At 39.3% G+C, this 24,449-nt stretch carries 27 protein-coding genes; 6 read left to right on the forward strand and 21 right to left on the reverse strand.

Going from position 1 to position 24,449, the window contains the following annotated elements:
* Positions 1-46 precede the first annotated feature (46 nt).
* The 5 genes from BK584_RS07190 to BK584_RS07210 form a co-directional block, all read right to left on the reverse strand.
* Positions 47-2,467 (reverse strand): DNA translocase FtsK, encoded by a 2,421-nt coding sequence (locus BK584_RS07190; protein ID WP_078391970.1) that lies wholly within the window; start codon positions 2,465-2,467, stop codon positions 47-49.
* Positions 2,468-2,540: 73 nt separating this feature from the next.
* The gene (gene ytpR, locus BK584_RS07195; protein ID WP_078391971.1) at positions 2,541-3,152 is read right to left on the reverse strand and encodes a YtpR family tRNA-binding protein; all 612 of its coding nucleotides are present in this window, start codon (positions 3,150-3,152) and stop codon (positions 2,541-2,543) included.
* 70 nt (positions 3,153-3,222) lie between these two features.
* A complete protein-coding gene (locus tag BK584_RS07200; protein WP_078391972.1) occupies positions 3,223-4,020 on the reverse strand; it encodes a DUF1444 domain-containing protein in 798 nt (265 codons plus the stop codon).
* Between the two features lie 89 nt (positions 4,021-4,109).
* Positions 4,110-4,436 (reverse strand): thioredoxin family protein, encoded by a 327-nt coding sequence (locus BK584_RS07205; RefSeq protein WP_078391973.1) that lies wholly within the window; start codon positions 4,434-4,436, stop codon positions 4,110-4,112.
* Positions 4,437-4,447: 11 nt separating this feature from the next.
* A complete protein-coding gene (locus tag BK584_RS07210) occupies positions 4,448-5,458 on the reverse strand; it encodes a PTS sugar transporter subunit IIC (RefSeq protein ID WP_078391974.1) in 1,011 nt (336 codons plus the stop codon).
* A gap of 144 nt (positions 5,459-5,602) precedes the next feature.
* On the opposite strand from BK584_RS07210, the gene BK584_RS07215 reads away from it, so the two are divergent.
* The gene (locus tag BK584_RS07215) at positions 5,603-6,049 is read left to right on the forward strand and encodes a YtoQ family protein (protein ID WP_078391975.1); all 447 of its coding nucleotides are present in this window, start codon (positions 5,603-5,605) and stop codon (positions 6,047-6,049) included.
* Between the two features lie 56 nt (positions 6,050-6,105).
* On the opposite strand, the gene BK584_RS07220 is transcribed toward BK584_RS07215, so the two are convergent.
* Together BK584_RS07220 and BK584_RS07225 are read right to left on the reverse strand one after the other, a co-directional pair.
* Complete coding sequence (locus BK584_RS07220) at positions 6,106-6,621, reverse strand: DUF84 family protein (protein WP_169871110.1); 516 nt, start codon at positions 6,619-6,621, stop codon at positions 6,106-6,108.
* 9 nt (positions 6,622-6,630) lie between these two features.
* Entirely contained in the window at positions 6,631-7,701 is a 1,071-nt protein-coding gene (locus tag BK584_RS07225; RefSeq protein ID WP_078391977.1) for a M42 family metallopeptidase, read from the reverse strand.
* 159 nt (positions 7,702-7,860) lie between these two features.
* On the opposite strand from BK584_RS07225, the gene BK584_RS07230 reads away from it, so the two are divergent.
* On the forward strand, positions 7,861-8,163 hold the full coding sequence (locus BK584_RS07230) for a PepSY domain-containing protein (protein WP_078391978.1): 303 nt from the start codon (positions 7,861-7,863) through the stop codon (positions 8,161-8,163).
* A 37-nt stretch (positions 8,164-8,200) separates the two neighbouring features.
* Here the strand turns inward: BK584_RS07230 and trmB are convergent, their stop codons facing one another.
* Positions 8,201-8,839, reverse strand: a complete 639-nt coding sequence (gene trmB / locus BK584_RS07235; protein ID WP_078391979.1) for a tRNA (guanosine(46)-N7)-methyltransferase TrmB — start codon at positions 8,837-8,839, stop codon at positions 8,201-8,203.
* Positions 8,840-8,915: 76 nt separating this feature from the next.
* Between trmB and BK584_RS07240 the strand changes: the two genes are divergently transcribed.
* Positions 8,916-9,164 carry a YtzH-like family protein gene (locus tag BK584_RS07240; protein ID WP_078391980.1) on the forward strand — a complete coding sequence of 83 codons (249 nt, stop codon included), beginning with the start codon at positions 8,916-8,918 and terminating at the stop codon, positions 9,162-9,164.
* A 60-nt stretch (positions 9,165-9,224) separates the two neighbouring features.
* Here BK584_RS07240 and BK584_RS07245 read toward each other — a convergent pair whose 3' ends face one another.
* Both BK584_RS07245 and pulA read right to left on the reverse strand, forming a co-directional pair.
* On the reverse strand, positions 9,225-10,004 hold the full coding sequence (locus BK584_RS07245; protein ID WP_078391981.1) for a phosphotransferase family protein: 780 nt from the start codon (positions 10,002-10,004) through the stop codon (positions 9,225-9,227).
* A 124-nt stretch (positions 10,005-10,128) separates the two neighbouring features.
* The gene (gene pulA, locus BK584_RS07250; RefSeq protein ID WP_169871112.1) at positions 10,129-12,195 is read right to left on the reverse strand and encodes a type I pullulanase; all 2,067 of its coding nucleotides are present in this window, start codon (positions 12,193-12,195) and stop codon (positions 10,129-10,131) included.
* A 59-nt stretch (positions 12,196-12,254) separates the two neighbouring features.
* Here pulA and purU point away from each other — a divergent pair, with 59 nt between their 5' ends.
* Positions 12,255-13,163, forward strand: coding sequence for a formyltetrahydrofolate deformylase (purU, locus tag BK584_RS07255; RefSeq protein WP_078391983.1), 909 nt, complete (start codon positions 12,255-12,257; stop codon positions 13,161-13,163).
* Positions 13,164-13,271: 108 nt separating this feature from the next.
* Here purU and BK584_RS07260 read toward each other — a convergent pair whose 3' ends face one another.
* The 5 genes from BK584_RS07260 to thpR form a co-directional block, all read right to left on the reverse strand.
* On the reverse strand, positions 13,272-13,985 hold the full coding sequence (locus tag BK584_RS07260) for an SDR family NAD(P)-dependent oxidoreductase (RefSeq protein ID WP_078391984.1): 714 nt from the start codon (positions 13,983-13,985) through the stop codon (positions 13,272-13,274).
* Positions 13,986-14,220: 235 nt separating this feature from the next.
* On the reverse strand, positions 14,221-14,529 hold the full coding sequence (locus tag BK584_RS07265) for a hypothetical protein (protein ID WP_078391985.1): 309 nt from the start codon (positions 14,527-14,529) through the stop codon (positions 14,221-14,223).
* Positions 14,530-14,667: 138 nt separating this feature from the next.
* Positions 14,668-15,360, reverse strand: coding sequence for an LrgB family protein (locus tag BK584_RS07270; protein ID WP_078391986.1), 693 nt, complete (start codon positions 15,358-15,360; stop codon positions 14,668-14,670).
* Entirely contained in the window at positions 15,326-15,733 is a 408-nt protein-coding gene (locus tag BK584_RS07275) for a CidA/LrgA family protein (RefSeq protein WP_078391987.1), read from the reverse strand. Before BK584_RS07275 ends, BK584_RS07270 begins: the two co-directional genes overlap by 35 nt.
* A complete protein-coding gene (thpR, locus tag BK584_RS07280; protein ID WP_078391988.1) occupies positions 15,730-16,296 on the reverse strand; it encodes an RNA 2',3'-cyclic phosphodiesterase in 567 nt (188 codons plus the stop codon). Before thpR ends, BK584_RS07275 begins: the two co-directional genes overlap by 4 nt.
* Positions 16,297-16,404: 108 nt before the next feature.
* On the opposite strand from thpR, the gene cysK reads away from it, so the two are divergent.
* Together cysK and BK584_RS07290 are read left to right on the forward strand one after the other, a co-directional pair.
* Positions 16,405-17,334 (forward strand): cysteine synthase A, encoded by a 930-nt coding sequence (gene cysK, locus BK584_RS07285; RefSeq protein WP_078391989.1) that lies wholly within the window; start codon positions 16,405-16,407, stop codon positions 17,332-17,334.
* A 525-nt stretch (positions 17,335-17,859) separates the two neighbouring features.
* Positions 17,860-18,078 (forward strand): DeoR family transcriptional regulator, encoded by a 219-nt coding sequence (locus BK584_RS07290; RefSeq protein ID WP_011247639.1) that lies wholly within the window; start codon positions 17,860-17,862, stop codon positions 18,076-18,078.
* A 57-nt stretch (positions 18,079-18,135) separates the two neighbouring features.
* Here the strand turns inward: BK584_RS07290 and BK584_RS07295 are convergent, their stop codons facing one another.
* The 6 genes from BK584_RS07295 to BK584_RS07320 all read right to left on the reverse strand — a co-directional run bounded on the left by BK584_RS07295 (position 18,136) and on the right by BK584_RS07320 (position 24,425).
* Positions 18,136-18,846, reverse strand: a complete 711-nt coding sequence (locus tag BK584_RS07295) for a pseudouridine synthase (protein ID WP_078391990.1) — start codon at positions 18,844-18,846, stop codon at positions 18,136-18,138.
* Between the two features lie 63 nt (positions 18,847-18,909).
* The gene (rodA, locus tag BK584_RS07300) at positions 18,910-20,070 is read right to left on the reverse strand and encodes a rod shape-determining protein RodA (RefSeq protein ID WP_078391991.1); all 1,161 of its coding nucleotides are present in this window, start codon (positions 20,068-20,070) and stop codon (positions 18,910-18,912) included.
* A 17-nt stretch (positions 20,071-20,087) separates the two neighbouring features.
* A complete protein-coding gene (gene ftsW, locus BK584_RS07305; RefSeq protein ID WP_078391992.1) occupies positions 20,088-21,233 on the reverse strand; it encodes a putative lipid II flippase FtsW in 1,146 nt (381 codons plus the stop codon).
* Between the two features lie 189 nt (positions 21,234-21,422).
* Positions 21,423-23,033: a putative polysaccharide biosynthesis protein gene (locus tag BK584_RS07310; protein ID WP_078395448.1), complete on the reverse strand. Its 1,611-nt coding sequence runs from the start codon at positions 23,031-23,033 to the stop codon at positions 21,423-21,425.
* 121 nt (positions 23,034-23,154) lie between these two features.
* Positions 23,155-24,027 (reverse strand): SMP-30/gluconolactonase/LRE family protein, encoded by an 873-nt coding sequence (locus BK584_RS07315; RefSeq protein ID WP_078391993.1) that lies wholly within the window; start codon positions 24,025-24,027, stop codon positions 23,155-23,157.
* Complete coding sequence (locus tag BK584_RS07320; protein WP_078391994.1) at positions 24,027-24,425, reverse strand: secondary thiamine-phosphate synthase enzyme YjbQ; 399 nt, start codon at positions 24,423-24,425, stop codon at positions 24,027-24,029. The genes BK584_RS07315 and BK584_RS07320 overlap by 1 nt, the downstream gene beginning before the upstream one ends.
* Positions 24,426-24,449 lie beyond the last annotated feature (24 nt).

Below are 24,449 nucleotides of genomic sequence, written 5' to 3' on the forward strand. Positions count from 1 at the left end.
CACGCGATTTGTCCCTATCATATCATATAGAATTTTTGCCTTTTTCTCAAGTTCCAGTTGTTTGTTTAGAAGAAGCAAACAAAAGATCAATTTCTTCTACAGTTACTAACACTTGCCTTGGCTTACTTCCCATCGCTCCTGAAACAATTCCCCTTGCTTCCATCATTTCAATTAAACGGGCTGCACGGTTATAACCAACCCGAAAGCGTCTTTGAATACTTGAAGCAGAAGTAGTGCCTTGTTCGACAGCGAAGTAACATGCTTCTTCGAGTAACTCGTCTTCTTCCTCTTCTTGTTCAAAATTTTTCTGGATTGTTTCAGTATCAAAAGCATATTCTGGCTTTCCATACTGTTTTGCATAGTCAACAACAGCTTCAATTTCTTCATCTGATACAAACGTTCCTTGCACACGTACAGCTTTAGGGGCACCATTTTCATGGAACAACATATCGCCACGTCCTAATAGACGCTCTGCCCCTCCCATATCTAAAATTGTACGAGAATCCATCTGCGAAGCAACAGCAAAAGCAATCCTAGTTGGGATGTTTGCTTTAATTAAACCTGTAATAACATCAACGGACGGTCGTTGGGTAGCCACGAGTAAATGAATTCCACAAGCACGTGCTTTTTGGGCAATCCGACAAATCGCATCCTCTACATCCTGTGGAGACACCATCATTAAGTCTGCAAGTTCATCTATGACGACAAGGATGTATGGCAATGCCGGCTTTTCATCACTTGAATAACGTTCGTTATATTTGCCAATATCACGGACACGATGTTTGCTAAACAATTCATAACGGCGTTCCATTTCCTGAACAACCCACTTTAACGCCGCTGTTGCTTGTTTTGGATCTGTGATGACAGGAGCCAGCAAATGAGGAACGTCATGATACGGAGCTAGTTCAACCATTTTAGGGTCAACAAGCAATAGTTTCAGTTCCTCGGGAGAAGCTTTATATAACAAACTCACAAGAATCGAATTAATACACACGCTTTTACCAGATCCCGTCGCACCTGCTACCAGACCATGTGGCATCTTTTTTAAATCGGTTACGATTGGTTGTCCTGAAATATCTAAACCAAGCGCTGCTGTTAGCGGTGACTCCGGTTCGCGGAATACATCACGGCGCAATATTTCTCGCAGCATAACTGGAGAAGAACGCAAATTAGGTACTTCAATACCAATCGCATTTTTCCCAGGAATTGGTGCCTCCATGCGAATATCCTTTGCAGCCAGAGCAAGTTTAATGTCATCAGTTAAATTGGTAATTTTATTTACTTTTACTCCTTTTGCAGGCTGAATCTCGAACCTCGTTACTGCTGGTCCTTTTGTTCGATCCACCACTTTTGCATCAACATGAAAACTTGCAAGTGTTTCCTCTAATAGAGTCGCTTGCTCGTCTAGCCAAGTTGAGTCGTCTTCTGTTGTTTTTTCTGGAATGGACAATAAATGGATCGGCGGTGTGTCATAATTTGTGCTCTTGCGCTTAACGCGCTTTGTTTGATCTTGGCTGCTCTGTTTATCTTTTGGTAGCATCAAAACATTAAAAGGAATCTCGCCTTTTTGCGGTATGGTCCCTTGATTAACGCTTTTTTTACGTTTTAAGATCGGATTATCCGTTTGTTCTTTTTGTTTGTTTTCATTACGACTTATTTGGCCCTGATGACTCTGAACACTATTTGTATCTTCTTTTTCCCTTTCATTTATTATTTTCTTATTGAGATCAGGGTGTTCTTCTGTGAGTACTTCTATTTCCTCACTCTCAATTGTTTTTTCTTGATCAGTTGTTACAGTGTCATTCTTTTGTTCCGTTTCGTTCGATTTCGTTGTATATTCGGTCTCATCATCAACAAAAAAAGAGCTGTTTTTATCTATTTGCTCTTCTTCATATGTATGTTCTTTTTCAGATATTACACTTTTTGCGATCATCTCATATTCGTTTCGATCTTTCTCTGGAACAAGACTGTCTGCTTCTACCTGCTGCGTAATTTTTCTCAAGTATGCTGGTTCTCCAGAAATACTTGTCTCTGGTTTATGAAAGAGCCTTTCAACAAATTCAGCTTGTTGTTCTCTCGTTTGAGAAATTAACCAATCGTAATCACTGTTTTCTCTTGTTTGTTCTCTCTTCTGAATACCATGTACAGGTGAAGGTATAATACTTGGCTTAAAATGACCTTTAAAGAAGCTAGTCTCTTCTTCAGGCACCGCCTTTTTCGAGCTATCGCTCCCTTGCTTTACTTTTGTTTTCTTTGGAGGTCCTTCCTCTTTGTTGTTCTTTTGTTTGTTTCGACTAATTTCAAATTCTTGTTTAACATATTGGTAGGTCATTCGAGCCTCTTCCAATTCCACTTCAGAGTTGCTATTTCTTTTTGTTTTTGCTTTTATTTCCTTCGATTCTTGGAGCGTTTCATGGCTTTCATCTTCTCGTTTAAACCATTCTAGCCACTTATTCCATACGCTCATATGTTCACCACCTTGAAAGTCGAAAAGACTGGCTCGAAAAGAAGTAAGCCAGCCTCATTCGGTATATCTTTATTTATTTGTTTCCTTGAAATGCCGTACCTATTTCTGCTGTTTCTGGCAAAACTAAAATTCCTTTTTCAGTTGGAGCATCCTCAATACCTAATTCCATAGCGGAACAAATCATTCCACTTGAATCAACTCCGCGCAACTTAGCATCTTTAATAGTTAAACCACTTGGCATAACAGCACCAACTAGTGCAACAACTACTTTTTGTCCAGCTTCAACATTCGGTGCTCCACAAACAATTTGTAAAATGGAATCACCAACATTCACTTGGCATACAGATAATTTATCTGCATTTGGATGCTTGTCCTTTGATTCAACATAACCTATTACAAATGTAGGAGTCTGCTCTAAGTTAAATACGAGTTCCTTTCCACTCTTTTGGAACGCCGTTGAGACGAGTTGTTTTACTTCTGAATCTAAATCAATCGCGCCACTTCCTGACACATTGCCATAAGTTGATGCGTTAAGAATATTTATACCTGCAATTTCGCCATTTTCCTTATTAATGATTTGCACGACATCGCCGCTTTGATCCACTGTCCGTCTTTCATTAGACAACTTTTCTTTCGTTAGCATTAGAACATCGCCAATTCCCTTTTCATTATAAAAAATGTTCATCTCGTTCTCTCCCCATTGCAGTACAATTCGTACAGCATATTTAGTATAGCATAGATTGTTTGTTTTCTTATCAGCCTTTAGGCTTCTTTTGTGCTAAAATGAATACTGGTTCAAGTTCTCCTTTTTCTGACACAAATGGTAGCGCCGTAACAGGAATTCTACCAGCCCCAAAAAATTGTAGAGCCATTTGCCCTAAGACATCGTATCCAGTATCATTTTGTATATCAGCAAATATGAGCGCATCTTGATGCGGGATCGCGACCGCAAGCTCACCTTTTACTTCTCGCTCCATTTTTTCTACTAATGAATTATCTAAAATTCTGCTCGCATCATAGCCGTCCTTTGCACTTAAGAAATAAAATACATTCCCAGCCACCTTATCAGATTTCAGTGGTTGTGGTAAGGAACGAATATTAAAAAGTGCCATTTCTTTGAGCCTCGTCCTGCTCCAACCACTTACCTCTAATAAGTTTTGATCAATTAATGTATATGTCTCGTCTAAGTCAACAGCATAATAGATTCGCGTTTCAGCAGTATGCTCATCAAAAATTAACTTCCTACCATCCGAAGTTTCACTTGGAAATGATGCCGCGCGAATGACTGGATATATTTTCTTTTCATTGCCAATTAATTGGACTGCTTTTTCCATTGACTCTAAGCCAACTTTTACATGCCGAATCGCTTCAGCCACTGCGTCATACTCTTTTCGTTCCCACTTAGCTAATAAAGGTTTAAGCGATAATGTTACACCTTTTTTAATTGAATGATCCTCAACTCTAAGCGTTCCTTCTTTATGATCATAACGAGTGGTCCATCCATCTCGTTCCAATTCCTTTTCAATCTTCTTGCGAAATGCTTGCAGCTCCACGAAAATAGCCTCCTTTTGCTTGAATATAGTTTAACATGGATTGAAGTGAACCCAAAGTAAGACAAACAAAAAGCTAAGGGTATCATCCCTTAGCCAATTGCTGCTTCTGCTTTCGTCAAAAAGGTTTCAATTTCTTCTTCAGTCTTACGGTCTTTTGACACAAACCGATCAACTTCTTTGCCATCTGCATAAACTAAAAAGCTCGGAATACCAAAAATATCGTGGGCTATGCACACATCGATTAATTTATCGCGATCAACATAATAAAAAGTAAACGTCGGATAATCAACTTCGAGCCGAGGTAAGATCGGTTCAATAACTCGGCAATCTGGACACCAATCGGCAGAAAAAAGAAAGACTGCTGTTTCGTTTTCTTTTATTTCATTAAATTGTTCTACTGTTTCAACATGTTCCATCATCAACACTCCTAAAATTCGGTAATCTTCATATCATTTATTTTAATCCAATTCTTGCTTCGCATCCACTCTGACAACCCGAGCGCAACAACTGCTGGAATCAAACAATAGCACAGAAACACGTGAATGAAAAGCATCCAAGAAAAACCCATCTCCGTAAAAGTCATAATTGGCCCAACAAGTCCACTAGTGCCCATACCAGAACCCGCAGCATTATTCATTAACCCAAACACAAGCGTTCCTACCGGAGCGGCCACAAGACCCGCTATAGTTGGCGGTATTAATATTAGTGGATTCTTAATGATGTTCGGGACTTGCAACATTGAAGTCCCTATTCCTAGTGTTAGAAGGCCAGCGTAGCGATTTTCTCGGAAACTCGCTACGGCAAATCCAACCATTTGACCCGCACAACCTATTGCAGCTGCCGCGGCAACACTCCCATCTAAACCAAGCATCAGTCCAATCGCAGCACTAGATATTGGCGCTGTTAGTGCCCACCCCATAAGTATGGCAACAAATGAACTCATCAACAACGGCTGTTGTCCAGACGCCCATGAAATCGCATCGCCTATAGTCGACATTGTTAAGGCGATTGGAGGTCCAATCATTACGGCTGTAACATAGCCAGTACAAATTGTTACTAATGGAGTTATAAGTATATCAATTTTGGTTTCCCCAGAAACTAGTTTACCCGCTTCAGCTCCAACGATTGCTGCAATAAGACTTCCCGCAGGTCCTCCGAATAATGCACCGGCAGCTCCACAAACAATTGTTGCAAGCAATACAAACGATGGTGCCCCTAATGCTAGTGCAACTGCAGCTCCAATGGCAGCACCGTAAAGGTCCATAGCAAACTGGCCAAGTTCTACTAAGTGCGCTACTCCTAATTGCTCTCCCACTGTACGAATAATCATACCCATAATAAGTGTCGCAAATAAACCAAATGTCATTTGTCCCATAGCCTTAATAAAATAAAGGCGCCAGGAAGGTTGTACTCCTTTTCTTTCAAAAAATGTTCTCACTTCGCCACACTCCATTTTCTTAATAACACTGTATAAGAATACGATATGTAAACTCATGTGACAAGACATAAGTAGAAGTTTACTTTATGAAACTTAGGCTATTCATTATAATAGTGATAAACCATTTCAAAGGAGTGTATGTGTATGACGTTAACGATTTACTTAGCAGGAGAAATTCACTCTGACTGGCGCAGCGAAATCAAAAGGCTTGCCACCGAACTTAAATTGCCTATAAGTTTTAAGGGACCAATGGAAAATCACAGTAAAAGTGATAATATTGGTGAACAAATACTAGGAGAACAACCAAATGCCATTCTCACAGATGAAGCAGCTTCTAGCATTAATAACTTAAGGACACAAGTATGGATGAAAAAAGCTGATCTGGTCATTGCTTTGTTCGGAGAAAAGTACAAGCAGTGGAATACTGCGATGGATGCTTCTCGAGCAATTGAAGCTGGAATTCCTGTTATTTTAATTCGGCCCGAAAAATTGCACCATGCTTTAAAGGAACTAGCGAATAAAGCTCAAGTCGTTGTTGAAACGCCGGAACAAGCAGTCAAAGCATTAGAGTATGTTTTTGCGGAAGAATAAAGCAAAACACCGCTTAGGGTAGTACTCCCTTAGCGGTGTTTTAGTGAATTTACTCATTAATGTACATTACTTTTTCTTCCAATATATTGACCATAGCATGCTTTTACTACATCAGCAAACATGGCTTTTCGACTAATATAATTACCCGTTAAATAACCTACAGCTCCATTTGTCTTTGCCACCTCTGGCTTAACGTGTCGCAAAGCTTCTGATAACTCCAAGCCGTCGTATAATTTATTAGCAATCGCATTTGGTAAAGGAAGTCGAAGACCACCTGCCACATAAATTTCTTTATTCTTCGTAATTAATGCGCCCCAATTGCATAAATAAAGCCGCTCACCTTGTTTATAGACGCCACCTTCAAGACCCATTCCAAAATCTGCATCAGAAAGTTGAAGTGCTTCTTTGGAACGATTGATTGCTCCTTCACGCGTTTCTTCATCTGTAAATGGCTGGGATGAGACGTAGGATTCCGCTTTAATTGAAATCACTTCTATATTTTCTGCGATTAAAATATCTTGTACTGCATGAACTTTTGCAGGGTTTTTTGACCCTACAGCAACTCGTTTCATTCTCATCGCTTATACATTAATGATGCTTTCATACATCGCCTTATCTGTTGATTTCACTAACTTGGTAACTAATTCTTTAGCAGCCGCATAATCATCCACATGCAAAATTGAAGAAGATGTATGAATATAACGAGCGCAGACACCAATCACTGCTGAAGGGACTCCAGTACCTGTTGTATGAATTCGTCCTGCATCCGTTCCACCAGGAGACAAGAAAAATTGATATGGAATGTCATTTGATTCAGCAGTATCCAGAACAAAATCTCGCATGCCTTGATGAGTGATCATCGTTCGATCATAGATGCGGACAAGTGCTCCTTTGCCTAAATGACCAAATGCATCTTTTCCTCCTGTTGCATCATTTGCTGGACTTGCATCCAAAACATAGCTCAAGTCAGGCTTGATCATTTCCGCTGCTGTTGCCGCACCACGAAGACCTACTTCCTCTTGTACGGTTGCACCGGAATACAGTATATTTGGTAATTTCTCGTGTTTTAATGCCTCAATAAGCTCTATTGCAAGACCAACACCATAGCGATTATCCCAGGCTTTCGCTAAAATCTTTTTTTCATTCGCCATCGGAGTAAAAGGACACTCTGGGACAATCGCTTGTCCAGGTTTAATTCCTAAGGCTAAACAGTTCTCTCTATCATCGGCACCAACATCAATATACATTTCAGTTATTGGCATTGGCTTTGTTCTTTGTGACTCTTGTAGCAAATGGGGTGGTGTTGAACCAATGACTCCAATAACTGGCCCACTATCTGTCATAATTTGTACTCGTTGAGCAAGGAGTACTTGCGACCACCAACCACCAAGTGTTTGGAATTTAATTAGTCCTTTTTCATTAATCGTAGTTACCATAAAACCCACTTCGTCCATATGACCAGCAACCATTACTTTCGGTCCCGTTTCATTGCCACGTAGGACTCCAAAAATGCTTCCTAATTTATCTTGTACGATTTCATCTGTATGCTTAGTAAGTTCGCTTCTTACAAAAGAGCGAACATCGTGCTCAAATCCAGGCGGTCCAGACAATTCTGTCAACGTTTTAAATAGTGCTTTCGTTTGCTCGTTCATAGTTACCTCCAGAAATATCAATTCAATAAGATGTTCTAATTCATTCTACAGAAGTTAGTCGGAAGATGCTAGCGGCAGTTTATCGTAGAATTTTTACATTAGTTTCGTTATACTACAAGTATGAATATTTTGGCGTTAAAGGGAGAGGAGTATGTTTAAATGAAACGTGTTTCAATAGGACTAGGTATTGGCTTATTAATTGGTGTGCTTGCGAGCAAAGCATGCAAACCGGACAAGCTTTCACCTGAACAAGTATTAAAAAAAGTAAAGGCAACAGTGAAACAAGAATACATTATTAACGGTTCTTGGATTCATATGCAACCTGAATCTGTAGACCGTCTTGGCTTAACTTATACAGCATACCGTGGTGGACTTACTAGTTCAACCGTAGACGGTCCTGTCCAATATGAATTTATCGCCGATATTAAAACAGGTGTTTTACTCGATTTAACACAAGTTTAAAAAGAAGCCGAAGGTGGGATCCTTCGGCTTCTTTTTCCTATTGAAATGTCGCTTCTAATCTAAAAATCCTCATACCCTTGGCTGAAAATTTCTCTTCATACTCCGTCATAACATTGTTTTCCATTTCACTGCTATGAAGATCAAGACTAACATTTTTCAACGACATCCCGTAGGTTGACATACTATGAAGTGAATATTCAAACAAACCTTGATTATCTGTTTTAAAATGAATTTCTCCATTTTTTGTTAACAGTTGTTGATAAAGCCCAAGAAAATGTTCATGTGTGAGCCTTCTTTTTGCATGACGCGTTTTTGGCCAAGGATCAGTAAAATTAATAAAGAGACGATCAATTTCACCTTCTGCAAAAAAATCACTTAAGTTTGCAACATCCTCACTTAAAAACTTCAAATTTTGTAAGCCTGCTTGTTCAGCCCGTTCCATTGCAGTCAGCAACACACTTTCATATCGTTCCACGCCAATAAAATTAATTTCTGGATAAAGTTGTGCCATCCCTGTTAGAAATTGGCCTTTACCTGTACCCACTTCAACATAAAGCGGTTGTGCTTTTTCAAACGGTTTTTCCCAGTTTCCTTTTAAACCCTCTGGATTCTGCATCACTAATTCCGGATTTTTATTTAGTTCTTCTCTCGCCCACGGCTTATGTCTTAAACGCAACGCTTATCCCTCTTTCTAATTCTTCACAGTATATTTCTTTGCACATTCGCTCAATATACATTATAGGAGGTGTTGTATGCCTATATCAATCGAGCATAAATTAGGATTATTGCATGATCTGCTGCAGAACCATGCCACCGAGCATTTTTTAACCGTAAATGAAACGGAGCAGCTTCAACACCTGCTTGTAGCTCTTTCCAAAGATCCCGCACTTGACCCCATTTTAGCAAATACAGTCGCTGAAATATCAAGCGCAACAGAAACGAACACAATTGATAATGTGGCGGTTAATGATTGGCTTAATCAAATGTCCACTCTCATTTGATTTCCCAGGAAATAAGGCTTAAATCGACAAACAGATAGCTCATCTTTAGAAGATGAGCTATTAACAAGAGACAAGAAACGATAATGCTTCCCTGTATTCTTCAACTTGATTTACATTATGTCGACTTTGATGCCATAACATTTCAGAAATCGTATGTGCTACTACATACCAGTGCATGCGTATCCGTAAGGAAGATGTTAGCTCTAGCCCATAATGTCCAAGCCAGTCTTCCCACTGTGATTCTGGAATATATGTGTATAAAAGCAGCCCCAAATCAAGTGCTGGATCAGCTACAGTTGCTCCGTCCCAATCAATTAGATAGAGGTTGTCCTGTTCATCTCTCATCCAATTGTTGTGATTAATATCGCCATGACAAACTGCGTATTCAGTCGATTCCAGCTGCCCCATCGTCCTTTCTAGGAAGTTGAGTCCAGCATGAATTCGTTCATCTTCTATTTGATATAGTGCCACTTGCATATACATATTTTCTACCATGCTTGCAGGGTTTAATAGTTCATTACCCATTCGCTTAAACATATCTAATAATTCATTTGATCCGTGAATATTAGCAAGCATCGTCGCTGTACTAGCATTCATCATTTCCTTCGCTTTTAGCTCTCGGCCTTGTATCCAGCGCTGTGCCGTAATGACATCACCACTTTCAAGCCTTTTTGTCCATAGTAATTTGGGGACAATTCCTTCAGCAGAAAGAACCGCAAGAAAAGGAGATGAATTTCGTTTTATGAATAATTGATAGTCGCCATGTCTGGCAACATATGCTTCGCCAGTCGCGCCCCCCGCAGGCAAGACGTCCCAGCCTTCTCCTAAAAACAATTCCACCCGGTTCACCTTCAATTCCCTTTTCTTTTCTTCCGCTTCCTTGCTGCTCGGTTTTCAGTATAACTCATTTTCCACTAAAAAAGAATCCACTAAAAGAAGCAGAGCACAGGTTTTGGCTCTGCCATTATAGATCCTGCACATATACGCTTGTTGAAAGCGGCTTAGCAGTAAGTTGATTTCCAATAGCTGAATACAATGGTACCAAAGAAGCATGAGTATCGTCAACGACATTCTTTAGATATCCGTCATAATTAAATGGAAGTCTCCAAAGACTCCGGGATGCATTATGAATAACGATGATGCGTTTCTTGACACTCCCAGTTTGAATATGGCGTTCATAGGCGATCGTTTGTTTTTCCTCTGCAAGCCAACAAAAGTATTCACAGTTATTCGATAAATAATATGCTTGTCGAATCTGTAATAATCCACTAATGTATGCCTCATAAGAAGATTCATTTCTCATTCCCCATTTAAGTTGATTCACCCAATCTGGCGAGAGGTAGCTATCTCGTTCTCCCCATTTCGTCCTGTATTTTTCTTGTCCAGAATGCAGCATCGGCACTCCTTGGGCAAGTAACAGAATTGAAGTAGCAAGCCTATGCCTTCGTTTAATAAGTCGATTGTTTTCTTCTGGATAGCTCGCTTGCAGTTTATCAAACAACGTCTCGTTATCATGTGACTCAATGTACTGAATCAATTGACTAGATCGATTAGATTGATTATAAATCCCCTCTTGTAAACTCTTTATACCTTCGAACTCATCGCATCCGAAGCCTTTATCTGTTAGAGAAAAAGAATTGCCTCTTATCGCATCACGGAATACGTCTTGGAAAAAACCAATTTTCGGAAGTTCTTCCTGTCGGAGCAAAGTCGCCCGTTCACTTTCTGGTAGTGGTGAAGAAAGTCGCCACCCTTCACCATATAATAAGATTGGACGTTCCAATTTATCTATATAAGCTTGAATTTCTTTCATTGTTTCTAAATCAAGGGAGCCCATCAAATCAAATCGGAGCCCATCAAACTGAAACTCATCAAGCCACCATTTAACGGAATCAATAATTAATTTTCTAGCCATTGGCTGTTCAGAAGCAAATTCATTTCCAACTCCTGTGCCATTACCAAGTTCACCATTTGGCCATCTTCGAAAAAAATAACCAGGCACTAATTTCTCGACTGCGGCATCACCTTCATTGTAGAAATGGTTATAAACAACATCAAGAACGGTCCTAAGTCCTGCTTGTTTTATTGTTTGAACTGCTTTTTTGCATTCCACTATTCGAGCATATCCACAAAAAGGATTCGTAGAATAGCTTCCTTCTATTCCAAAGAAATGTGTTGTATCATAACCCCAATTGTATTGTTCTTCCCTTTTGGTTTCATCAAGCCTTGTAAAATCTTGAATTGGTAACCACTGCACGTGAGTTATCCCCAATTTTGCTAACTTTAAAAAGTACTTCTTCGATTCAACTAGACCGATAAACGTTCCTTGATTGTTCACCTGACTGGTGAAATGACTTGTGAAATCCCGAATATGCATTTCATAGATGACAGGCGAAAGATCTTTTTTTACTTCTACTGTAGGAATGACTGTTTTTTCTAAAAGACCGATCATCGCTTTCTCACCGTTAATCGAAAGAAAACGGGCATTTGGATCAACAATGTGGTAATGGCAAACTGAACTATGCTCAACGTGATACGTATACCATTTACCCTCGTGGTTCCCAGGTAATGTTATTGTCCAAACCCCGGTTTCTTTTCTACTTAAGGAAAACATCTCATACGAAGAATCATACCAATGATTAAATATATTAAGTGTTAGTTCAATTGCTGTAGGTGCCCACACAAAAAAACACGTCTGTATTTCTGAATAATCAGCTCCTAAAAAACCATCATAACTATAACGATGCTTAAAATAAGCACTACGAGTTACATGGTTTAATTGCACTGGAAGTTTGATCTCTGCACACTCAATGGTACAGCGAGAACCAAATGGATAGACCTCTCTTAAATGAATTAGCCAGCCATTACCATAGTTTTCATAACACTTAATTGCAATTGATTTCTTACCAGTTTTAACTGTTATCCGATTTGCTTGAACAAAAGAATAAAAACATACATAAATCGTTTGCTGATCTATTAATTCTGCAAATGAAGAAGAAAGATTGACAAGCACTTCGTTCGTCTGCTTCAATGTATGGGTCACTCCTTCATGAAAAGCTGTCTACAGTATAGACTATGACATAATAAATCATGAGGACACAGAAATGCACGAACGGAGGATTATTGAAATTGAACGTTACAAACCATGAACAACGAGCACGCTTGCTCGTTTCTTGTCAAGACCGCCCAGGAGTTGTTGCTCATATTTCGACTTTATTATTTGAACATCATGCTAATATTGTCCAGTCGGATCAATACTCAACGGATCCAGAGGGCGGCATGTTCTTCATGAGGATCGAGTTTGATTGGAACGAAGAAAAATCTCCTTTTCAAACGATAGAGTCTGCATTCACTGAATTAGCAAAAACACACGAATTTACTTATAAACTGGAGAAGGCATCACGAAAAAAACAGATGGCGATCTTTGTATCAAAAGAAAACCACTGCTTATCTGAATTGCTTTGGAAGTGGCGTGCTGGTGAACTAGTGGCCGATATTCCATTAGTCATAAGCAATCACCCAGATAATCGAGAGGAGGTTGAGTCTTACGGCATACCTTTCCACCACATCGCTTCAACTAAAGCTAACCGCAAGGAAGCTGAACAAAAAGCGATTAAGTTACTTAAAGAGCACAATATTGAACTCATTGTGCTCGCTCGTTATATGCAAATTCTTTCGCCAGACTTTGTCTCTGAATTCCCACAACAAATCATTAACATTCACCATTCCTTTTTACCAGCGTTTATCGGTGCAAACCCTTATGCAAAGGCTTTTGAAAGGGGTGTGAAATTAATTGGAGCTACCGCCCATTACGTCACAGACGATTTGGATGAAGGTCCAATTATTGAACAGGATGTTTTACGAGTAAATCATCGCCACACTGTCACCGATTTACGAGTTGCAGGAAGAAATATTGAACGTATCGCACTTGCCCGGGCAGTTGGTTGGCACCTAAATGATCAACTTCTCGTCCATACAAACAAGACAATTGCGTTTTAATATTTGAGTGAATCTACAATACTTTACTTCTTAAACTCCCTCTGACAGAAAAACTTCGGAGGGGGTTTTATTCAGTTTTCGCGTAAGCAGATCTGTCCAAGCTTTTATTTAATGTTCATACATCATTTTTTTGGTCATACCACCATCAATAATGATGGTTTCTCCATTAATAAAATCATTTTTACTATCAGTTAGAAATAAACAAGCTCGTGCAATATCGTCTGGTTTTCCAACCCGTTTAGACGGATGCTGCTTGTGATCGACTTCCCTCAATTCGCTGTCAGCCGTATGAATCCAACCAGGAGCAATTGCATTCACTGTAATATTCAATTCTTCAAGAGATAGCGCCATCGCATGTGTTAATGCTTTAATCCCCCCTTTTGTAGCCGCATACGCTTCAGAACCTGGTTCTGACATATCTGCTCGAGTCGAAGAAATGTTTACAATGCTACAAGCAATCTTTGTTTCTTGCATTTGTTTTACCGCTTCTTTTGACACCAGAAAAACGCTAGTCAAATTGGTCTGCAATACATCATTCCAATCATCTAGACTCAACTCTAAAAAAGGTTTGAATGCGGACACCCCTGCATTGTTTATAAGAATATGAACAGGACCAAAGTGTGCTTTAATCCAGTCAAACGCTTCTTTTATATCCTTTTCTCTCCTTACATCTGTTTTGATATAATGAATGTCTCCATCACTATTCTCTTCACAGTTAATATCTAAAACAAACACTTTAGCCCCAGCTCTTAAAAAAGCATTCACCACTCCTTTACCAATACCATTTGCTCCACCAGTCACGACAACTCGTTTATTTTCCATCTTAATAGCTCCTTTTTCTAAACAATAATTCCCCTTGATTGAATGGCCAAAACAAAAAAGCATGTAGCCTTACATGCTTTTTGTTGACGGTATAATCGGCCCAGACTAAAAAACACGATTGTTAGACGTGGGACGCAGATGAGGGCCATACAAATAGAACAGTAGGTTCATAAACATATGACCACAATTCTAGCGACAGCGGTAGGCAATCGTTTGATTTTAGTTGGATAAATCCTTACCCTTGATCAAGAGCTATTAGCTCTTGGTTTATATAAGAAAATTCCTCGTGTGACATTGGCTCTTCAAGTACAATCAATTGAGCTGACACGTACGGTTCAGGCAATCCATAGACACCATTTCGCTGAATATAAAGCTTCATGCTATCTTCCATATTTCGCTTTGCTTCACTAAATGTATCACCAAATCCCACACACTCTTCCAAACTCAACAACTCAACCATGTATTCATGAGTGCCTATCCAATTAAACACTTTCCGTACCCGCCAATTGTAATCGTTTATCGATGGTAAGCTGCTCTGATGCATCCAATTCCTCCTTTTTACTGAACAGCTGTAGACAGAAGAAAGCAATCTTTTCGTTTCGCTTGAAAAGATTGCTTATATTTACACGTTTTTAAAACACGACTTTTTTATTATAGCTCTTAACAAACCGTCTTTCAATGTTTAAAATACAATCATCGCAAAAAGCGGCGCCACTAGTGAAACGATTACTGCACAAACCGTCATTGCCACAGAAGATATCGCTCCCTCGAGTTCTGAATTATCGAGTGCCCTTGCTGTACCTATAGCGTGAGAACCAATTCCATAACCTAAGCCTCTACCAATTACATGGTCAATTTTTGTCCATTTAAACAAGGATGAGGCTAACACAGCCCCTGTTAACCCCGCAACTGTCACTAAAATTGCAGCTAAAGTTTGGTTCGCTTCTAAGATTGCAGCAATATCCATTGCAACTGGTGCAGTAACAGATTTCGTTAACAAAGGAGCTAAAAATTCATCGTTAAGTCCAAATAACACACCAAGTCCCCATCCACTAACAACTCCAGCAACCGCCCCGATTAACAGGCTAATACTTAGCGGACGAAGATATACCTTAATTAAAGGCAATTGCCTATAAAGCGGATACGCTAGTGCAACTACTGCTGGCCCAAGTAATCCTGACAGCACATTAGTAAGGTCAACATAGTGCTCATAAGAGTAGTCCATAAACAATAAAACTATAACAGTTAAGACCGTGGTAACAATAAGGGGTAACAGTAAGACGGAAGGTTTTAAGCGGTAAAGCTTACGAGCGAGTAGAAATACAACGATTGTGGCGCTATTAACGATCAGACCGAGAAATAAAGTTGTTGTCATCTCGTTTAACCGCTCCTTCCTTTTGCTTTGCTAAATACTGCCCAATGTGTCCACTTACAACAATTAACACACACGTGCTTGTAAACGTGACAAGGATTAACAAGAGCCCTTGAAGCGTAAATAAGGATGGTTCATTCATTATACCCGCTGTAATTGGCACAAAAAATACAGGTAAAAAAGCAAGAAGAACATTCGCTCCTTCTTGAAGCCATGCTTCGGGTAAGATCTTTAACCAAAGTAGCATAAATAAAAGGATCATCCCAATTAAACTTCCAGAAATAGGTATATTTAACCAAAATGTCAATCCTGTACCAAGAAGGTGAAACAAATAAAGACCCGCTACTTGCGTAAGAATTCGTAGAAAACGAGTCATGAATGCGTCCTCCTTTGTTGAAAAGGGAACACCGCAATGCGTTCGTATTTTGGATTCCTGTTCATATGTGTCCGAAACAAACTTAGCTCTGTAAATTCTTCTTCAATTAAAAATGACGGTGCAATAGAACCATCATAGACTGCTTCTTGTATCCATTTACGCGCAACTGTCACATGGGGAACAAATGGTTTGTGATTAATCGAGAACCTATTTTCTTCTAAAAAAAGATTCATTTTGCTATAAGACTCACTCATTTGTTCGTTCATATGAGTAGGACCAACCCATAAAATGCGTGGATGTGATTCACGTCCAAATACACCTAAATGATTAAACTGAATAAAAAACGGGGTAAACTGAGAGATACAATTACGTATTGGTTCTATCATTTTTTTAATGGTTTTATCCGTTAAATACCCAAAGAAGTGATAAGTCAAATGATAGTCATCTTTATGAACCCACCGGTTAAACGTATCGTTATGAAAAGTTGTTGACACATATGAATAAAGCTCCTCTCTAAATCGAGACGATGGGTACAATGCTAAAAAATAATGCGGTCTTTCCATGACTATCCTCCAAAATTGCCTATCCTAAAGCCAGTCTAGTTCTTATCGGCATGTTTTATACTCATTTATGTTAAACTAAAAAAATGGATCTTTAAAGAGGTGATTGAGATGAAAGTTGTTAACAACATCGCGGAATTAATTGGTAATACGCCTTTAATCCGCTTAAATAAGCTTGCTGATCCAAATGGTGCAGCAGTTTATTTGAAATTGGAAATGTTTAACCCAAGTGGCAGCGTAAAAGATCGTGCAGCCTTATCTATGATTGAACAAGCTGAAAAAGACGGTCTCTTAAAAGAGAATTCAACCATCATTGAGCCAACCAGTGGAAATACAGGCATTGGTCTTGCGATGAATGCCGCCGCGCGTGGTTATAGAGCTATTCTTGTTATGCCTGATACAATGAGCCAAGAACGAATCAATTTATTAAAAGCATATGGAGCAGAGGTTGTTTTAACAGAAGGCGACAAAAAAATGCCTGGAGCAATCGATCGTGCTAAGCAACTTGCAAATGAAATTCCAAACTCGTACATGCCGATGCAATTTGAAAATGAAGCAAATCCAGAAGCTCATCGTCATACAACAGCGCTTGAAATTAAAAAAAGCTTAGACTCTATTGGCGCATCATTGTCCGCATTTGTTGCAGCATCAGGAACCGGTGGAACGATTACTGGTACTGGCGAAACATTAAAAGAACTTTATCCAGATGTGACTATCCATGTTGTTGAACCTGCTGGATCTCCTGTTTTATCAGGAGGGAAACCAGGTCCCCATAAATTAGTTGGAACAAGCCCTGGTTTTATCCCACCGATTTTGAATGAAAACATTTACAATGACATCAAACGGATCGACGATGAGAATGCATACAAAACAACTAGAGACTTAGCTAGGTTGGAAGGCATTCTTGTTGGGCCATCATCTGGAGCGGCTTGTTTTGCCGCATTGGAATTGGCAAAAACGTTAAGTAATAATGACCATGTTGTAGCTATTGCTTGTGACACTGGGGAACGTTACTTATCAACCGACTTATTTCTCTTTTAATTAACACCACTTAACTGCACACGGAATTGTTAGCTAATAGCTAACAATTTCAAATGCAGTTTTTTATTACTCGTGTTACTTTAATCAAGCTACTTTTAATGCTATTGAACGCAGGAACGACTAAAAAGTCAATGTGATTTTTTATAAAGCAGGAACAAACAATTAAAAAGACCTGTTTAGGAAATCCGACTGTTTACTCAAAGGTTGTTTAGGAACGCAACCGCTTCCCATCTATTTTCACTTTCCTTTTCAACATTGTTCGGTTTTTGCCTTTCATTCATATGGAATGCAGGAAAATAACCCAACATTTTACATGGTTTCTTCTTTGCTCTTTTATTCTTTATAGTGTACACTATAAGTGTCTCATAAAAGCAGATTTATCTGCAAATGAGCAGATGCACGAAAACATAGGACCATCGCCTCACCTAACCAAATATGCACATGGTCTTTTACTGTTCTTCTATAAATGATAATGCATAGGATAGGTATAGGTATTAGAGACGAAGATGAAGAAGGAGTGGTTTTTTGCAAACTTCAACTGATCGTATGCTGACTCGAATTAAGTCCATCTACTTGTACATCAAACAGAAGGGAACTGTCACGACGAATGAATTAGTTGAAGAGTTCGGCATCACTCAGCGCACCGTGCAGAGGGATTTAAATGTACTTGAGTATAACAACCTTGTGACAAGTTCTGCTCGTGGCAAATGGAAAGCAACAAGCAAAAAAACGAAAGTATCTTAATAAGAAAAGGGAAGGCCACTTGGAACATGTCTCCATGCCCGGCCTTTCCTTTTTGTTTTACCCGTTTTTCGTACACTCTATTTCCTCCTCAGAAAGCTCACGGAACTCTCCTCTTTTTAACGTTTGATCAAGTTTCAGACCTCCGATTTGTAATCGCTCCAATTCAATAACTCGCTTACCTACTGCCTCAAACATCCGCTTCACTTGATGATACTTTCCTTCCGTTATCTCCACGGTAATGATGGATTGCTTTTCATCTACCTTTTCAACCTTAAGCTGAGCTGTTTTTGTCACATATCCATCAGCCAATTTCACACCTTGTCGGAAAGAAGCGATGTCCTCTTCAGTTACAGAGCCCTCGACAAGAGCACGATAGGTCTTTCTTACATGTTTTTTTGGCGACATTAAGTCATGAGAGAAGCCACCGTCCGTTGTTAACAGCAACAATCCTTCTGTATCTTTATCCAGTCGGCCAATAGGAAAAACATCCATATGCCCCCATTCTTTTGCAATTAAATCAATCACTGTTTGATGAACCCTGTCTTTTGTTGCTGATATTACACCTTTAGGTTTGTTTAACATTAAATAGACATGTTCCTGATAGTGAACTTGAATTCCCTTAAAAGTAATACGTTGATTGGGGTTCACTCTTGTTTTAGGGTCTTTCACTTGTTGTTCATCCACATAAACAACACCTTTTTTTAATGCTTTTTTTAATTCAGATCTTGTGCCATAACCTGCATCAGCTAACAACTTATCAATTCTCATCCAAAAATCCCCCTTTCCATCGTCCAGCCAACAAAAAAATTGAAAAGAGCGGTACGGCTCTTTTCAACTGTAATTCTCTTCACTTTTAAACATATATTCTCTCGTACGATAATGAACATTCAATACGATTCCAATAGCGATCATATTTGTTAACAAAGCACTACCACCGTAACTAATAAATGGAAGCGCAAGCCCTGTAATAGGCATTAAACCAATTGTCATGGCGATGTTTTGGAATACTTGAAAGACAAGTAAACCAACAACACCAGATACTAAGTACGAACCAAACAAATTGTTACATGTTAATGCAATCATAATCATGCGATAGAACAAAAGGAAGTAAACAACCAGCAATACCATCGCACCAAGAAAACCAAACTCTTCCCCAATGACTGTGAAAATGAAATCTGTATGGATTTCTGGAATAACATCACTTTGAGTCTGCATTCCTTCCATAAATCCACTGCCAAACAGTTGCCCCGATCCAATCCCCAATATCGCTTGGTTTAATTGATAACCTATTCCACTAGTATCTCCATCAGGGTCAAGCCAACCGTAAATCCGAGATAGTTGGTGGGGTTCTATTAAATATTCACTAAAAAAGTCAAAGTGAAATTGATGCATATAGATCATAAAGGCAACGAAAAAAACGGCTGTTCCGACTAAAGACAATAATAACCGCCAACGCACACCTGACATTAATAGCATTGTGCCAATGATCGCCGCAATTACTAAAGCGGTACCGAGGTCGGGTTGTTTTAATATCAGTAAAAATGGCGGGAGACTTACAGCCAATATTTTCGCTAACACAATAATATCTGCTTTCAAGCTAAAATCTTGACGGTCTTTTGTTAATCGATAAAGCAAATGAGCAAGAGCCAGAATCAGAAAAACTTTCATAAACTCTGATGGTTGGATGCCAAAAATCCACCGCTGTGCGCCGTTTCTTTCAGTCCCAAAAAATTCAACGGCAAGAAGCAAAACCATGCCAATTGCATAAAATGGAATCGTTAAATTCTTATAGAAATCGAAATCAAGCAACATAACAGCGGTGATAATAACCGCTCCAACTCCATACCAGACAAGCTGACGAACAACGTAATAAGTTGGATCATCGGCAAAGTATTGTCCTGCTCCACTATAAATTGCAACTAAACTGATGCACATCAATAAAAATATAAGGAATAGAAGTGTGTAATCTAACCCCGTTTGTTTTCTTTCCATGTAAAGCCTCCATTACACTATGCACTTAGCGATTCATCTTCTCTTTCTTGCTTTCTTTCCTGCCGCTTATTGTTTTGGTGGATATTCGCCAATATAGCGATACTAATTAGTGTAACTAGAAGTGAAGTTCCTCCATATGAAACAAGTGGGAGCGTGATCCCAGTGATTGGCAGCATACCTGATACTGCTCCAACGTTAAAGATAATTTGAATGGCTAACTGAAATACAATTCCAAATGCAAGCAAACTACCAAAAGGGCTTTTACATTTTGCACCAATCGAAATTCCTCGAAACAAAATAATCCCGTAACAAAGAAAGACTAGTAAAATCCCTAAAAAACCTAACTCTTCAGAAATGACCGCTAGTATAAAATCTGTATGTCCTTCTGGTAAAGACCTCATTTTTTGTAAACTTTGACCCAGACCAAGACCGCTAAGACCACCATTAGCAATTGCTAAATAGCCATTAATTAATTGGTACCCATCTCCCATCGGATCGGCAAACGGATTCACAAAGGAGGTCAAGCGTTCAAGTCGGTACGGTTCAAAAACAGCGAGCAAAGTAAAAACAAATGCTCCTACCCCAGCAAGCCCAATTAAATGTTTCCATCTCGCACCTGAAATAAAAACAATTAAAATTGCTGTAAGCATGATAGAAGTAGCTGTACCTAAATCAGGCTGACGCATGATAAGGGCAAAAACTAATCCCACAATAATTAACGGCGGCATAACTCCATTAATAAAATTATCGATATACGCTTGTTTACGTGAATAAACATGTGCTAAGTAAATAATCATTCCTATTTTCACAAACTCGGAAGGTTGTAAATTCATTGGTCCAATCCGAATCCACCTTCTAGAGCCAACTTCAGCACCAGTTCCAATAAAAACGACTAAAACGAGTAAGAAAAACGAAATAGCAATAATAAATGGTGTCAATTTTCTGTAATGCCTATATTGGAAATGCATGACAAAAACAAACAAAAAAACAGATAATGTTAACCAAATGATTTGTCTTGTGACATAGTTAAACGGATTAGGTTCCGGTAAAAAATACCCTTCGACATAACTTGCACTATATACCATTAAAAGACCAAATAAGGTAAGAACAGCGGTTGCACCAATTAATACCCAGTCATTGTCTTTACGAAAAGAATAATTCATTCGGTCCTCCTACGGGCTCGATATCACCCAGACAGACCTTTGCTGCCGGGGATAAACTGGCTTAATTATATCAGAGCTTGTCCCATGGAAAAAGAGGGTTTTCTGATAAACAAATGTCGAAAATCATCTAGTTTATGGGAAACCTGTGAAAAAAGAAACGCTGAAACATCTGTTCCAGCGTTTTCTCCCCTATAACTTAAACCGATCACCTAATATTTTCCCAGCTAAATGTGACCGGATAGCTAAATAGAAATAAACGATAACCCCGACACCGACACTAATTAAAAGTGGACCGAATGTTGCAAGTCTAGATAAATCAGGTAGTAAATTAGAGAACCCTGCTCCCACAACCCATACAGCAACACCCATAATTGCTGTGAAAATGAAGATCAGCAACGCTCTACGAAATACGAATGTGTAATCATACTTTGCAAATCTACCGATTGCGTATACATTTAAAGCAATTCCAGCTCCAAAGCCAATATAAGTTGTCCAAATCGCTCCATATGGACCAAACCAGATGATAAAAAGGTATGTCAATCCAAGTTTTAACAGCAATGCGATAACTAAAGACAGCACGGCATTTTTTTGCCTGTTCATCCCTTGCAAAATTGCACCTGTTACCGCGTAAATGGCAAAGAATAATGCAGATGGAGCATAATAGCGCAGCGTTTCAACTCCGAGTTCAAAGCTAGCCGGTTGACCAAACAACGCAAAGTAAATGGGTTCTGCAAGTACCGCCATCCCAACTGTAGCTGGAACGGTAACAAATAATATCACTTGATATGTCTGAGTAATATAGCCTTGCAGCAAGTTCGTATTCCCCGTTGTATATGCTTTTGTAATCGTTGGCACCAACGTTATGGACAAGGCAGTAGCAAGCGCCATTGGAATTAATACGATTTTATGCGCCATTCCAGTTAATACCGCAACAAAGACTTTTCCATCCTCTCCTTGTCCAGCAGCAGTCATTGCTCCTTCAATCGTATAAACATCAACGTTTTGAAACAAAGGAATCGATAAACCAACAAATGAAAACGGCAGCGCATAGGAAATGAGTTCTTTGTACATTTTCGGTAAAGATTGTCTTGTTTTTACCGTATTCTTTGTTTGATTAACTTTCTCCAATATAGCCGCTCTTTGTTTCAAATAATACCAGATAAGAACAGCTAAACCGCCAAAACCACCGATAAATGCACCAAATGTCGCAAACCCTACAGCTAACGGCATGTCCCCACTTCCTAAGCGCATCACGACAAACGCAGCTGTAAGAATAAATAGGATGCGTACAATCTGTTCAATCACTTGCGAAACAGAAGTAGGAACCATTTGTTGGAAACCTTGTAAATAGCCTCGTAAAATAGCCATGATCGGAATAATAAGCAAAGCAACACTTACCATACGAATGACAAAGACTACATCATCGAACGTATATAAATCATTGGGCTGCGGTTTATAACTGATCGTAGCTAAAAAAGGCGCGGCTAAAAATAATATAAGAAATGCAATAAACCCAGTAATCGCCATCAGAAAAATCCCTGACTTAAATAAGCGATGAGCAGTCTCATAGTCGCCTAAAGCATGGTATTTAGATACATATTTAGACATTGCCACAGGTACACCCATTGTCGCCAGTGTTAACACAATGGTATAGGGCATGTAGCCATTTTGATAAAGGGCAACCCCTTGTTGACCAACTATCGGGACAAAGGGAATAATATAAATAAACCCCAACATTTTTGAGGCAAGGGTTGCAAGCGTCAATGCTTTTGTTCCTTGCATTAATTTCGAGTCAGCCATGACTTCCCCCGTTCTTTCCATCCAAAAGGATCTCATTCGCATTTTAGCATAGTTCGACAATCAATGTCTCTTCCTAGTTCAAATCACACAAAAAATGTTCGCCTAAATAGAGGCGAACAACTTATTCGTTCAATAACTTTGGTTTGTACGGATATGAAGGTGCTCCTCCTACTTCTAACTCAACAGAGAACAAAGCTCCACTTTCTCGTTCTCCTTCTTTTGCGGCCGTAGTAATGTACAATGTCTTAAGCTCTTGTCCACCAAACGTACATGAAGTGACATTTGATGCGGGGACAATAATTTTTTTGTCGACATTTCCAGTAATTGGGTCTACTCTTATAACTGCTCCAGCTCCCCATAATGCAACCCATAGATAACCCTCGTTATCAATGGTCATTCCATCAGGACCACCGCCATAAGTACGGTAATTGATCGGGACAATCCCCACTTTTTCAATGTCTATTGACTCGTTGCTGTAACGATAAATGGTTGTTTCTCCAGTCACCGTTTCATTATGATAAAACAAGCGTTGCTTTGTATCCCAAGCCATCCCATTTGATATCGCCAGTCCGTCAATTTTTTTTGTTATACGTTCTTTCGTATCCAGTACAACTAATTCTCCAATCGGTGATTTCCCATCAAAAGCCATCGTCCCGGCCCATAAACGACCAGCTGGGTCACATTTGGCATCATTAAAACGAATTTTTTTTCCTTCGTCAGGATGTAAATAATAGGGTGTCAGTCGATCGCGACTGTAAGAATAAATGCCGTCACGCATCGCTAAAAGCAAACCGCCACCTTCTTTTTTCACTACCGCTGTTACATGTTGAGCAAACGGTAAGGTTGTATCTTCTTTTGTATCTGGATTAAAACAATGAAGGGTATACCCTTCAATATCGACCCAAAGCAACATATGATCTGTTTCATCCCAAAACGGCCCTTCTCCAAGTGTAGCTTTTCCATCCCAAACACGATTTGCTTGTATCGTCATCATCAGCTTATCCCCTTTACGGCAAATGATCGATTTTGTCTAGGTCCATCAAATTCGCAAAAGTAAATACCTTGCCATGTACCAAGAACCAGTTTCCCGTTTTCAATTAAGATCGTTTCTGTTGAACCAACCGTTGATGTTTTTAAGTGGGCTGCTGTATTTCCTTCCATATGCATGTCCTTCTCGTGTTGCCACGGATATACTTCCTCAAGCCTCCTAAGAAAATCCTTCACTACATCCGGGTCTGCATTTTCGTTGACAGTAATACCCGCGGTAGTATGTAAAGATTGAACCACAGCAATTCCCGATTCAATTCCTTGTTCAGCAATAGCAGACTGTACTTGTTCTGTTATATCAACCATTTCAGAATGCTTCGTTGTATTTAATCTATATGTGTTCAATTTACACACTCCTTTTTAACGCTA

This window comes from Shouchella patagoniensis (assembly GCF_002019705.1).
GTDB classification, from domain to species: Bacteria; Bacillota; Bacilli; order Bacillales; family Bacillaceae_D; genus Shouchella; species Shouchella patagoniensis.